A 13,864-nucleotide genomic window follows, 5' to 3' on the forward strand; every position below is an offset into this window, starting at 1 on the left:
CTGGGATATGTCGATGAGCGCGGATAACATTGCATCCGGCGATGGTCAGTTACAACTTCAACTTTCGACTTTCATGCTGGTGACCGGAAAGAGGTGCCGGGCCGTATCCTCCCGGCACCGGCCTGTATGAAAGTCGAAAGTTGAGTTACAACAGGGGAGGAGAGGAGAAAGGTAGATGGATGAACCCGAGGTCAAGGCCCTGACCCCCGATCAGCTGAAGGACTTGATGGCCAAATGGGATGAAGAGAATTATCTGTTGGTTGATGTGCGGCAGCCCTTTGAATATGCCGAGGGGCATATTCCCGGCGCGAGCCTTTTCCCCCTCATGGATCTGCATGCTCGCGTGTTCGACCTGCCGAACGATCGGGAATTGGTGTTCTATTGTCACAGCGGAGGTCGATCGGCCTTTGCCGCCGACCTCGCGGCCGAAGCGGAGGTGACGAGGGGGGGCGTCTACCATCTCGATGGCGGCCTCATGGCATGGGACGGTCGAATGCTTCCGGATTACCCCCGGGTACAGGTCTTCGACAGGGAGAGAAGCTCCGCGGAACTTCTGATGATCGCCATGAACCTCGAGAAGGGTGCTTTTCGATTCTACGCCTATGCTGTGGAAAAATTCGGGGATGCGCCTTTTATCGACACCATGAAAGACCTGTCAGCGGCGGAAAAGGGACATGCCCGAACGATCTATCGCTTCTGGGAGCGTGTCGCCGCGTCCAAATCGTCCTTTGAGGCGCTTTTCGAGAGCCTCGGGGGCGAAATTCTGGAAGGCGGCAGAGACTTGAAAACCGCGATTGATCAAGTGGACAGACTGGAACATGGACGTCGCGATTCTTGTATGGCCTTGATGGAGTTCGCTATGACCATCGAGTATTCGGCCTATGACCTCTACCGGACCATGGCCCTGAAAAGCGAGGATTCAGCGGCCCGGGATGCCTTCTGGCGAATTGCCCAGGCGGAAAAGGGGCATATGCGCATGCTCGGCGAGGCCGTCTCCCTTTGCGCCGAAACCTGATGGCCTCGGGGCGTCTTGATGGTGAGGCCGCGGATGCCTTCAGCCATCAATTCCGCCGGGCTTCTGAAACCGGGTCCATTTCCCGACGTTCTCTGGAGAAGCCGGCACGCTGGGCTTCATAGAGGGAGGGGATGGCGATTCCCGGGCGGTTGAGGCCCTCCACGCTGAGCCACTCGTTTTTGCGATCCAGGATGCTTCCGCCGATGGTGATCGGATTGCCGCCCGACCTTCGGATGCCGATAAAGAAGGCTTGAGGGAGATGTTCGTGCATGGTTCGGGGCGTACCCGACGAGGTGCCTTGATAGGCGTAGGTGCAGACGAATTCGCCGTCGGTGTTTTGCCCATAACAGCGCATTTGTCGGGGGGCCTCGATGTTCCAGAAAACGTTCCGGACTCCTGCATGCGGCAGAACGCTCATATCCCCGCCCGGGCAGACATAAAACCCTCGCAGGCAATCGAACAGGTTCTCGAAGGGAAATATGCCGTGGAAATCGATGACGGCATCCGTGGCCGTTTCGTCGTCCCGACCGTCGTAATGGATTTCGCAGTCGGTTACGACATTGCCCGAGGCCATCATGGTAAGGGTTACCGGGTGGACCATCCGGGCGAAGAAATCCGCACCGGAGACCAGGACGTCGTTGCTTCGACCGATGGTGATACCCGCGTGGGCGTCGAGCCCATCGAAGCGAACGTCCTGGACGCTCAGGTTCGTCGAATGGCTGATGATAATACCCTGGGTCAGGTCCTTGAAGGTGACGTTTCGAACCCATCCGTCCAGAGCGTAGCTCATCCAGAGGCCGTTCCAGAGATAGTCCTGCTCCCGTGCCGTGCGGATGACGGCGCCGTCCGTTCCCACATGGGGTTTGTGGTGTCGATAGTTCCCCGGCCACCGGCTTTCGATCCTGAGATTTTCGATGCCGACGCCTGAAACGCCCCTGAAAGCGTATATCCGAGGCTGGTAGCGCAGCCACTGATCGAATCGGGCCGGGTTGGTCAGGCGGACGGTGTGTGCGTCCACGATCTGTGCAATCCGGACAATCCAGGTGAGACGGCGGGCGGTTTTGCCGAAGGTGTCGGTCTGATCGGCGGTGAGGCGGAAAGGGTGGGTCAGCTGGACGGGAAGGTCCGCTTTTTTCGGATGGGGGTTCCGGGTGTCGATAAGGGGATCCTCGAATTCGACGACGACGCTCTGACCCACCGAGAGGCGACTCGTATCCGAAACAGCCACCTGGCGCTCACCCCGCCGCAGATCGCTGATGTAGCGGGCGAGAAATTCCCGGTTTTCAGGTCCGATTACCGCCACGGCCGCTCCGCTGCGCGGCTCTTTAAGCGCGGGAACGCTTCCCAGGCGGCGGACCGTTCCAGCAGGGCCGGGCGAGCCGAGAAACAGGACGGTTCCGTCAGTTCCGTCGCCCTGACCGCGGAGGACCACCTGGTCGCGGGTGATGCGGAGGTAAGGGGCGTTTCCGGTTTGGCGAATGTCGAATCGCCCTCGAGGCAGAAAAACAACCCCGCCGCCGGCCGCGCCGGCCGTATCGATGGCGGCCTGAATCGCCGCCGTATCGTCCCGATCGTCTCCGGGAACGGCGCCGAAGCGTTGTTCGGTTACGTCAAACACGGGTCCCGAAACATGGGGAATAGGCCGGTCACCCATGGCATATCCGGCGCGGGAAAAATCGGGCAGACCGGATCCGGACGCGCCGATGCGCTGATAGGCCGTCCAGTCGGCGGGTATCCAGGCGTGACCCGCGGCCTTGTCCATGACCGGTTTGCCGGAAGTCGAATCTTCCGGAGCGGGATCCGACCCTGAAAGGGATCCGGCCATGACAACGATCAGAAAGACGATGATTGCACAGGGCTTTTGAACGGTGAGGCGGGGCGATGTCATATCTTTTGCTCCGAATCTTCGAAAGACGAGCGGTTGTTTTCCGGTACTTGAGTTTAAAAAGAGCATATTCAGGACCTGCTGTCAACTTCGGAGCACACCGCCGTCGATGCGCGCGTCATTTTGTCGGTAGTGATAAAAAAATCCGGATTTTCGGCAATTTTCCGTTTGACGCGTGCACGGCAACCTTTTATAGTCCCCTGACCAATGGATCCGTGCTCCGCAGATCGGACGATTCGTCAGGAACAATGTGGGGAAGGCCCGGTTAATCGATAACCCTCTCAAACGGCCATGCTATTCAATTCTCTTCAGTTTGCCGTCTTCTTTATCGTCGTTGTCGGCCTCTATTTCGCGATCCCCCATCGCTTCCGCTGGATGATGCTGTTGGCGGCGAGTTACTATTTTTATATGTGCTGGAAGGTCGAATACGTCCTTCTCATCATGTTTTCCACCGCCGTCGACTACGTTGCCGGTCTCCGAATGTCGAAGATTCCCGATCGGCGCGGGCGTCGGAAATACCTGTGGCTCAGCCTCTTCTGTAACCTTGGCATTCTCTTTTTCTACAAGTACTTCAATTTTCTGAGTCGGTCCGTGACCGGGGTCCTACAGACATGGAACATTTTCTATGAGGCGCCCCTCTTCCATGTGCTGTTGCCGGTGGGGATTTCTTTCTACACCTTTCAGACCCTGAGCTACACCATCGATGTTTACAGAGGGCGGATTCCGGCTGAACGACATCTGGGAATTTATGCGCTTTATGTCGCATTCTGGCCCCAGTTGGTGGCCGGCCCTATCGAGCGTACCCATCATCTTCTGCCCCAATTCCGGGAACGATACGCATTCAACTATGATCGGGTGGTGGGCGGCCTGCGTCTCATGCTTTGGGGGCTTTTCAAGAAGGTGGCGGTGGCCGATCATCTGGCGGTCTATGTCAATCGTGTATACAACCATGTGGATGACTACCAGGGCCTGCCCCTCATGACGGCCACATTTTTCTTTGCCGTGCAGATCTATTGCGATTTCTCGGGCTACACCGACATGGCCCGGGGGGCTGCAAGGATCATGGGCTACGATCTCATGGAAAACTTTCGGCGGCCTTACTTTTCCAAGTCGATCCGGGAGTTCTGGCAACGCTGGCATATTTCCCTTTCGACCTGGTTCCGGGACTATGTCTACATCCCTTTGGGCGGCAAACGGGCTTCGACGGAGCGCTGGTATGCCAATCTCTTCGTGACCTTCCTGCTGAGCGGACTCTGGCATGGGGCCAACTGGACTTTTGTTATCTGGGGTGCCCTTCACGGCATCTACCTGATCCTGGAGAACCTGACCGGATTTTTTCAGACACGCCTGGCGAATCGTTGGTTTCCCGGCGAGGGGGCCCTCATGAATCGAGCCGTCCGGGCGAGTCTTACCTTTGCGATGGTCTGCTTTGCCTGGATCTTCTTCCGAGCCAACACGGTGGGTGACGCCTTTGCCGTTATCGGGAAGATATTTCTGATAGATCTGGAAAACCTTGGGGTTGAGGTGGTCGGATTGACCTCATTTTTTCGGTCGGTGCTGCTGGTGCTCATCCTCTTTGCGGTGGATGCGGTCGACCGTCGCACGGGGATCCAGACCGCCTTGACCCGACTGCCTGTCGTCGTTCGATGGTCGATCTATACGACGGTGCTCTGGGCGGTCATGATATCGGGAATTTTCGGCGTGCAGCAAGAGTTTATTTACTTCCAGTTCTGATGAAACCTCGGATTGATGATGCAGGCAAGAAAATTTTTTATCAAAGTGCTGGTCTTCAGCCTTCTCAACGCCGCGATCCTGACCGGCATTCTCCTTTTCTTCTCCGGGCGGCAGCGCGACGTCCGCCTGGACATCGACGTCACCGAGTCGAATCTCCTCGTGATGGGTGAAAATCAGCATTACGGCGTCGCCATTCTGGGAACCTCCAGAGGCCGGGTGCTTTCCAGGGACGGTCATCACCGGATGCTCGAGGCGATCCTGGGCGAGCGGGTCATCAACCTCTCCAAGGGCGGCGGGGGCGGACTCATGCCCGCCGAACTGCACCTTTCTCACTTCTACAGCAGAGGAAACACCGTTGACCACATTCTCTACCTCGTGGATCCCTGGGTCTTCTTCTCCGCCATCAATAACGAACACAACGATTTTTTTCTTCGCGACGAACCCTTCGAACTCTCGATTCTCTGGAAGCTGATTCTGGACCGATACCCCCCGGATCGGATTTTTTCCTACCTGCAGATGATCGCGGTGGACGACTGGGCGGGAATCTCACGTTACGCCGGCCCAGGGCTCACCAAGGGGACATTGAGGAGAATCGACCGCACGAAACTGGAAGAGGCCCGGCAGCACTATTTAGAACGTTACGGCAAGGGGAATTTCGAACGCTACAGCCGTTTCGTCGACCGGATCAACGCCATGGCCCTGAAAAACGGAAGCCGGATCACCTACGTGATGCTGCCCCTTCTGATTCCCGATTTTCCAGGACTGAAAGCCGTGGACCGGAAGCTTTCGGCGGCTGCAGCCGGGGGAGGCCACGTCGGTTACGTGAATCTTGCAACGGCGATGCAGGATCGGCGTTTTTTCTACGATCACATGCACTTCAACAAGACCGGGATCGCGCATTTCGCTGAAAACGCTCTTGGCCCGATTCTTCGAGGAGAGGCGCCGACTTTGGAGACGGGCGTTCGATCTGAACCGCAATGATCTACACTCAACTTTCGACGTTCACATGACGGCGACCGGAAAGAGGTGCCGGGAAGGTACGGGCCCATGAATCCCGAAAGTTGAGATGTACAAATGATGAATGTCCGGAGCCTGTGGTCTGTCTGAGGATTCACCACAGGGATGAACTGATGAAACATGTCGATCCCCCGCCATCGTCTTCCTGATCCGAATCCGTGGGGGGCGGCGGTACCGGATCGCCATCGTCGTTTTCGTCCGGATTCGAGGATGGCGGAACGTGTGCATCCAGATTTGCCGACACCCGATCGGCGAGCAGCGCGTGCATTGCGGTGGTCGGATGCCGGTCATCCCAAAACAGATGTCCGGCGCCGTCAAAATTGTTTTCGATTTGAAAATTAGGCGACGGTTCGGTCACGTTGCTGAATCCAAAGGCGGCAGGATCCTTTTGGACCGCCGCAAAAAAAGAGAAAACATCGAATTCATAGAGGGTCACCTCCGGGTGATCGATACTGAAGCGGTCAATCATTTTGACCAGTTCGGCATTGAAATTGAGGGAAAACGCAGTCGCCGGCGTGGCGTCCGACGTGCCCAGGGTGTCGGGGATGGCGCCCAGGTCAGGCAGGTTCAACAGCAGAATATGCTGCGCCTCCAATGCCGCCAGGCGTTCCATGGCTCTGTTGATGTTGTCCACCGCATTCTGAAAGTCGCCGTTGCCGTTCAAAAAATCATTGCCGCCAATCCATATGATGAACAGTGAATCATGGGAAAGCGGGAGAGCTTTGGCCGCGGTATACGAGGTTACCTGTTCGATCAGACCCGGCGGCACCAGTCCGTCGCTTTGAGCCCCACCGAGAGCCCGGTCATCCAGGGGTGCATTCATGTGTGTCAAATCGGCCAGGTATTCGACCCACACCGGACCGTTGGAGAAACGGCCCTGGTAATAAAGGGCGGGGTCAGGATGGAGTTGGTTTTCAATCAGGAAAAGATTGCCGTTATCCGACAGGCTGTCGCCGAAAACGACAATTTCATCGAATACAGACGGTGAAACGATGGGCGGCGGCGGTGGATCAGGGACAACGGCTCCCAAAAAATCCACAAGGGCATTTTGCCAGGCATCAGCCATCTTGCCGTATCCATCGTCATTGGGATGGAGCCAGTCCGCCATATCGTCCGAATAATTGAGCGCATGCTCCATATCCACAACGACGATGCTGTCCCCGTCGGCTTTTCTCTGCGACGCCATCGCCTGAAGATTCAGGTTATATGCCGAGGTGTCCGGGCTATGCGGCACCCGGTCGATGATCAATGCGAGAAATACCGTGATGTCGATATCGTAAAGATAAATGTTATCCAGGATACGTTCCACCTCTTCCGTGTCGGTGGTCAGGCAGTTTGTCCCGATATGCAGGAGTACGATATCGGCTGGGTTTTGCACCAACTGGGAATATACATCATCCGCTACCTTTGAAGCACAGATTCCGCCATAACCTTCGTGATTGACGTCAAAATCAGGTTCCGCAAGACTGCCCGACAAACGGTTGCCCACGAAATCCACATCATAACCGAGTTCGGTGAGACCGATATAAAGCGGTTGGCGGTATCCGGTGATATAGTCCTCTGTTCTTGGATCCGGAGACGTATACATGCCGTAGGTAATGGAATCTCCCAGAGGCATGATTCTGACGAGTGCATCAGCGGAACTTGCCGCAAAGATGCATGTAATGATCAATATAATACTTCTCAATAATTTGAAATTTATGAAGTATTGAACCGGATATTTCCTGGATAACAACATTCAATCCTCCCGAACAAAAATGGACGCTGGACGTTTCAAACAAAGAGTCGAACTTCTTATTGGCAACCGGTTTTTCGTATTGAGAAATCCTGGGCAGTAAATAAAGAGAAAAACATTTTTTGTCAATAATTATAAATGCCTATAAGTTAAGCAATGGGCGTTGTGAAAAAATCCTGTAACCGTTTAAGCGGCGAACAGACGGCCGCTGGTGTGCCGTTACGAATGACGGCTGCGAGAATCACCGGTTCCGAGGTTGTCGACAGGCCAGCCAGGCCAGACCGAAGATATCGAGAGTGATATCGTTGCGTTTAGGGGCGATGGCGACCGTTTCCAGCAGGGTGGTCCTGGGCGAAAAACGTTTCTCAACGGCGTCGATATCGTCTCGAAACTGAAGGTCCAACGCCGCTATCTTGTCCCGCACGGCATTGGCCCGTTCAACGGCACGATCCACATCCTTCTTTTCCTTATGGATCCGACCGGCGGATTTGACGGCGGTGCCCATTCGGGAGGCCGACGCGGCGCTTGCGACCTTTCGTCCCAGAAAGGCCCCCAGGATGGCGCCACCGAAAGAAACGGCCGATTGAAGACCTTGGGAGCGAACCTGATCCCGTTCCCGTTCGACGGCCTGCTCAGCCAGCATGAGCCGGTCCTGGAGACGGGCAAACCTGTCGGCGTATTTTCGACGCAGTTTTTCGATCGCCGTATCCCGAGCCTCCCGTTCCGCCAGGGAGACGCGTATCCGGAAGGCGCTCTCAGATTCCCCCGGCCGGCTCGTCAGCTTGAGCGCCGTTGCCTGGTAGATCGTGAGGGGACGGTTAAGGCGAACCCATCGCAACAGGTCTTTGCGCCATTTATCATAGGCGGCCGTTTTGTGCGCCGCGGGAGGGAGTTCGGCGTATTCGGCATGATCCGGCGGAACAGTGCCGAGGGCTGCAGATGCCACCGGAACGGCACTGCCCCAGTCAAGAGGGACGGGGCCGTTTTGGAATTGAGCGAACAGGGTTACCGATTGGATCAGGTCGACGCCATACCGGAGGTGGCGGTAATGGATGCTCATCCGGCCGATGAGGCCGGGGAGGTATTGGTCTCCCGCACCCGCACCTGAGGCGGGGAGGTAATAGGTATCAATCCCAGGCGGCGGCAAAGGCGGGATAGCGGTTCTCGACGGCAATGCCGGCGGAGGCGATCCCGTTGTCGAGATGGGTTCAGGTATTGTTTCGGGAACCGGGCCGGTGAGCCGACGGATCTGGTCCCGCGTCATGGGGCCGCTCAGATAGGAGAGTGTCCAGCGGGTCTGGAAGATGACCGGGCGGGTTTCGTGGACGTTATGGAGGAGAAAGACCCTTTTGCCGAGGCGCGACAGGATCCCATCCATCCGGTCCCGGTCGAATCCGGTTACGGCCGCGGCGCTGTCCAGGCCTGCCAGCACGCGGGCTCTGTCCTGTTCGGTTTGAAGCCGTCCGATGAACCAGGTGCCCATGTTGGCGAGCCCCTTGTAGTCGAGATCCACGGGATTCTGGGTCGAGAGGACGACACCGAGTCCGAAGGCCCGGGCTTGCTTGAGCAGGTTGAGGAGGGGCTTTTTGGACGGCGGATTGCTTACCGGCGGAAAATATCCGAAAATTTCATCCATGTAGAGAATGGCCCTGAGGCTCGTCGTTCCCGGCTGGGAGCGGATCCATCCTATAATCCGGTTCAACAGCAAGGTTACGAAGAACATGCGCCGGCTTTCCGTCAGATGACTGATGGTGAAGATCGATGCCCGGGGAGTGCCCTGGTCGGTGTAAAGAAAACGAGGGATATCCAGGGGCGGCCCTTCCATCCATGCCGCGAAGCCGGAAACCGCCAGGAGGTTGTTGAGGCGCATGGCCAGTGCGAAACGATCCTTTTCAGGAAAAAAGGCCTCGAGGGCCATGACGCCGATGCGATTGAATGGGGGGAATTGGACGGTTTGAATCAGTCCGGCCAGGTCGAGGGTGCGGTCCTCCGCCCAGGCGTTTTCGAATATGTTGGCGAGGAGAATATGTTCCCGGCTCGATATGGGATTCGCATCGATGCCCAAAAGCGCCAGAAGGCCTGTTACGGTGGAAGCGATCACTTCCTGAAGAAAGTCACTGTCTGCCGCCGCTCCGGCGGGGGGCGGGGCGAATTCGTGCAGAAGGCTCACCGGTCGACCGGCGGTGCTGCCCGGGGTGTAGACGGCAATGTCGGCGGCGGCCCGAAGGCGTGCGATCCGCTCGGGTTCCTGGTCCCATTCCGCCAGGCCCGCCCGCCAGGTTTCAGCTTGCTGCGCGGCATAGGCCTCCGGCGCTATTCCTTGACGAGCCGCGTCCTCGAGAGAAATCCATGGCTGGAAGGCCTCCGCATTCAGGTCTGGGAAACGAAGCAAAAGATTGGGAAGATCTCCCTTGGGATCGATGGCGATGACCGGTATGCCGTCGATGAGCGCTTCTTCGATGAGCCCGATACCCAAGCCGGTTTTGCCGCTCCCGGTCATGCCGATGATGACGGCATGGGTGGTAAGATCCTTGGCGTCATAAAGCATCAGGTCCTGCCGGCAGCACTGATCCTTTGGGTCATAGATTCGGCCGAGGTAGAACGCGCCGAGCTTTTCATAAATCTTTTTCATGAGACTTCCTCAGTGCAAAAGCGCTTTCGTGACCTTCACAGGCGACGTTATCCGACGGTGTTTCATCCCTGGCGCGGGTTGTATCACGTCCCTCGGCCGTTGCACCCAAAACGACGACATTTTCAATCGTCCGATTGGTGCCGGCCGGCAAGGAGACCCGCTCGGATACACTTCAGGAGATCATAAGAATGTTTCCCGTCGAATTTCTCGTAGACGGGCTTCAACAGATGGGCCTGGTCCTCGGGGAGAGATCTGATGACCGATTCGATGTTTTGCTGCTCCTTCAGGGGCAGGGGGACGACTTCGTCGGTGGACAGGCGGCCGGCTTCGATGAGCGCGGCAAGATGCCCGAAGATGGTCATCGGGGTCAACTTTCGCTTGCGGGCGATCTCCTCGGGCGAGCATCCCTGATCGAACAGGGTCAGGGTTTCCGCGACAGTCGCTGAAAGCGCATCCGGCAGCGGCTTGTCCGGCCGGCGCCCGCCCGTTTCCGGCGCGGATTCCCGGATGCTTCGTCCGTGGATCGCCACATGGGCTCGGATGGTCGCCAAAAACGGTTCACCGTAACGTTCCAGTTTTGCTTCGCCCACGCCGAAAATCGTCCTCAATTCCTCGGTGGAGGTGGGCTGGAGTTGGATCATTTCCCGAAGGGTGGCGTCATGAAATACCACGTAAGGAGGGACACCGGCGGCCCGGGCAGTGTCCAGGCGAAGGGTCCGGAGACTTTCCCACAGCGTGATGTCCCCAGGGTCCTTGAAGGCGGGGGGGCCGGCTTTTCGTTTCGGTGTCTCCGGTCTTTCCTGAATCGACGCGACGTCTTTCCTGAAGCGGATGTGCGCTTCACCGACCAACACGGCGCGGCTCTCGGGCGCGAGGAAGAACCCCCCACCCTCCGGATCTGTGGAGAGGTATCCCGCCGCCGCCAGTTGGCGGAAGACGGATTTCCATTCATTTCGGGAAAGCGCCGTGCCGATGCCGAAAGTGGAGACCCGGTTATGGCCGAAACGCTGCACTTTTTCTGTATCCCGGCCGAGCAATACATTGACGAGGTGTTCGGCGCCGAACCGCTGACCGGTGCGGTAAACGCACGAGAGCGCCTTCCGGGCCGCCAGGGTCCCGTCCCAGGTCTCGACATTCCCGAGGCAGACATCGCAATTACCGCAGGGGGACTTCAGGGTTTCGCCGAAATAAGCGAGGAGCATCTGCCTGCGGCACTGGACCGTTTCGGCGTAGCTGAGAACGGCCTCCCCCTTCCGAAAAAGAATTCGTTTGAACTGTTCGCTTCCCGACGATTCGCTGATCATCCGGCGTATGGCCGTCACGTCCGAAAGACCGTATAGCAGCAACGCATCGGCCGGTTCTCCGTCGCGTCCGGCGCGGCCCGTTTCCTGATAATACGCTTCGAGTGTCCGGGGCATGCCCAGATGAATCACGAACCGGACATCGGGTTTGTCGATGCCCATGCCGAAGGCCACGGTGGCCGCGACGACGACACCGTCTTCCCGCAGGAATCGCCGTTGGTTCGACAGGCGCGTACCGTCGTCCATGCCGGCATGGTAGGGAAGGGCGGTGAACCCCATGTCGCGGAGCTTTGCGGCTGTCGATTCAGCCTGACGGCGGCTCAAACAATAGATGATGCCTGAATTCCCCTCGTGTTTGGATTTGAGGAAAGCGACCAACTGCCGGAGTCCCGATTGTCGCGGTTCCGTTCGGTACAGGATGTTGGGTCGATCAAAGCTGGAGATGAAGTTTCGAGCCTTTTCGAGATTCAGCTTTGCGATAATCTCCTTTCGGGTGACGGGATCCGCGGTGGCGGTCAGGGCGATTCGAGGAACTCCTGGAAACTGATCTGAAAGCAGGGAAAGTTTCAGGTATTCGGGCCGGAAATCGTGGCCCCACTGAGAGATGCAATGGGCCTCGTCGATGGCGAACAGCGATATCGGAACGCGACTCAGAAACGACAGGAAGGCGGGCGTTGTCAGCCGTTCGGGGGCCACGTAGAGCAGATCGATCCTTCCGGAGATTGCTTCCGCTTCGACGTTGCGGATCTGATCACGGCTCAGGGTCGAATTGATAAACGCCGCCTGGATGCCGTTCTGGCGAAGCGCATCGGTCTGGTCTTGCATCAGGGCGATGAGGGGCGAGACGACCACCCCGACACCCGGCCGAATCATGGCTGGAATCTGATAACATAAAGACTTGCCGCTACCGGTGGGCATCAGCACGAAGGCATCTTCACCCCGGATAATATGGCGAATGATCGCTTCCTGGTGTTCCCGAAACGCCGAGTAGCCGAAACGGGTGCGTAAGATCTTTTCAGGAGATGAATTGGGGAATCGGATGCCGGATTCGTGATCCATGACAGCGTCCTTTGGGGTTCGCGGATAGGTTCCAGTTATGAATCCCTTTCCAACCAGCATCACGAAAGTCTGAGCTGGAACTGACAACGAATGTTATCATTACCGACAAAAGGAGATCTTGTCAAACGGGTCGCTCAGATCGCCTTCAATCCAGGGTGGAAGGTCCTTACCGATTGACGGGAGCATTGTTTTCAGATAAGGGGTTTTCGTCGGAAATTGTTCGAAATATCAATCGGATTCATCAAGGAAGAGACGGCTATGATCAAAATCAACGAGAATTATCTGAAGCTTCAGTCATCCTATCTGTTCATCGACATCGCCCGCAGGGTTCAGGCTTTTCAGACGGCTCATCCTGACAAGGACGTCATCAAGATGGGCATCGGCGACGTGACCCAACCGCTGCCGCCGGCCTGTATCCAAGCCTTCCATGAGGGCGTCGAGGAAATGGCGAACGCCGAAACCTTCAGAGGGTACGGTCCCGAGCAGGGATATGCCTTCCTTCGCGAAAAGATTGCCCAATACGATTTCAAGGCGCGAGGCGCCGAGATTACGGCGGATGAAATCTTCGTCAGTGACGGCGCCAAATGCGACAACGGCAACATACAGGAAATTTTCGCCCAGGATATCCGGATTGCCGTCCCGGACCCCGTCTACCCGGTCTACGTGGATACCAACGTCATGGCCGGCCGTACGGGGAGGGCCAAAGACGGTCGTTACGAAGGGTTGGTCTACCTCGAGAGCACCCGGGAGAACCGATTCATTCCCGAACTTCCCTCTGAACCCGTTGACCTGATCTACCTCTGTTACCCCAACAACCCGACGGGCGCCGTCATTACGCGGGAGCAACTCAAGGTCTGGGTAGACTACGCCCGCGAGAATCGGGCTTTGATTTTATACGATGCCGCCTACGAGTCGTTTATCCGGGACCCCGGGCTGCCCCGCTCCATTTACGAGATCGAGGGTGCCCGGGAAGTGGCCGTCGAATTTCGCAGTTTCTCCAAGACTGCGGGATTCACGGGCACCCGATGTGCCTATACCGTGGTGCCTAAAATCTGCATGGCATACGACGAAACCGGCGAGCCGCATGCGGTGCACGCCCTGTGGAACAGACGCCACGGCACCAAGTTCAACGGCGTTTCCTATCCGGTCCAGAAGGCCGCCGCGGCAGTTTACAGTGAGGCGGGGCGGATGCAGACCCGAGCGTTGATCGATGGATACATGGAAAATGCGACATTGATCCGACGAGAGATGGAAGCCTTGGGATTCTCGTGTGCGGGGGGGGAGAATTCGCCCTATATCTGGGTGGATGGTCGTCAGGACTCCTGGGCGTTTTTCGATTTTCTGCTCAACAAGGCCGGTGTGGTCTGCACACCCGGCGCCGGATTCGGAAGGTGCGGCCAGGGCTATATCCGCCTCAGCGCATTTAACAGCCGCCGGAACGTCGAACAGGCCATGACCCGCATTCGGACCGCTCTGGCCGGATAGG

The 13,864-nt window shown here is 57.3% G+C and carries 8 protein-coding genes; 4 read left to right on the top strand and 4 right to left on the bottom strand.

All coding sequences use genetic code 11. The features are described from left to right. The first annotated feature begins 175 nt into the window (after positions 1-175). Positions 176-1,015: a rhodanese-like domain-containing protein gene (locus dmul_RS06630; RefSeq protein WP_020876504.1), complete on the top strand. Its 840-nt coding sequence runs from the start codon at positions 176-178 to the stop codon at positions 1,013-1,015. Between the two features lie 46 nt (positions 1,016-1,061). Here dmul_RS06630 and dmul_RS06635 read toward each other — a convergent pair whose 3' ends face one another. Beyond that, the gene (locus tag dmul_RS06635; protein WP_020876503.1) at positions 1,062-2,903 is read right to left on the bottom strand and encodes a glycosyl hydrolase family 28-related protein; all 1,842 of its coding nucleotides are present in this window, start codon (positions 2,901-2,903) and stop codon (positions 1,062-1,064) included. Between the two features lie 288 nt (positions 2,904-3,191). Here dmul_RS06635 and dmul_RS06640 point away from each other — a divergent pair, with 288 nt between their 5' ends. Together dmul_RS06640 and dmul_RS06645 are read left to right on the top strand one after the other, a co-directional pair. Next, positions 3,192-4,634, top strand: coding sequence for an MBOAT family O-acyltransferase (locus dmul_RS06640; RefSeq protein WP_020876502.1), 1,443 nt, complete (start codon positions 3,192-3,194; stop codon positions 4,632-4,634). Positions 4,635-4,649: 15 nt separating this feature from the next. Further along, a complete protein-coding gene (locus dmul_RS06645; protein WP_236610082.1) occupies positions 4,650-5,615 on the top strand; it encodes a hypothetical protein in 966 nt (321 codons plus the stop codon). Positions 5,616-5,745: 130 nt separating this feature from the next. On the opposite strand, the gene dmul_RS06650 is transcribed toward dmul_RS06645, so the two are convergent. The 3 genes from dmul_RS06650 to recQ form a co-directional block, all read right to left on the bottom strand. Beyond that, positions 5,746-7,323 (bottom strand): SGNH/GDSL hydrolase family protein, encoded by a 1,578-nt coding sequence (locus tag dmul_RS06650; protein WP_159449718.1) that lies wholly within the window; start codon positions 7,321-7,323, stop codon positions 5,746-5,748. A 304-nt stretch (positions 7,324-7,627) separates the two neighbouring features. Continuing rightward, entirely contained in the window at positions 7,628-10,018 is a 2,391-nt protein-coding gene (locus dmul_RS06655; protein WP_020876499.1) for a helicase HerA domain-containing protein, read from the bottom strand. Between the two features lie 122 nt (positions 10,019-10,140). Further along, the gene (gene recQ, locus dmul_RS06660; RefSeq protein ID WP_020876498.1) at positions 10,141-12,378 is read right to left on the bottom strand and encodes a DNA helicase RecQ; all 2,238 of its coding nucleotides are present in this window, start codon (positions 12,376-12,378) and stop codon (positions 10,141-10,143) included. Between the two features lie 258 nt (positions 12,379-12,636). Here recQ and dmul_RS06665 point away from each other — a divergent pair, with 258 nt between their 5' ends. Then, positions 12,637-13,863: an LL-diaminopimelate aminotransferase gene (locus tag dmul_RS06665; RefSeq protein WP_020876497.1), complete on the top strand. Its 1,227-nt coding sequence runs from the start codon at positions 12,637-12,639 to the stop codon at positions 13,861-13,863. Position 13,864 lies beyond the last annotated feature (1 nt).

Source organism: Desulfococcus multivorans, assembly GCF_001854245.1.
Lineage (GTDB): Bacteria > Desulfobacterota > Desulfobacteria > Desulfobacterales > Desulfococcaceae > Desulfococcus > Desulfococcus multivorans.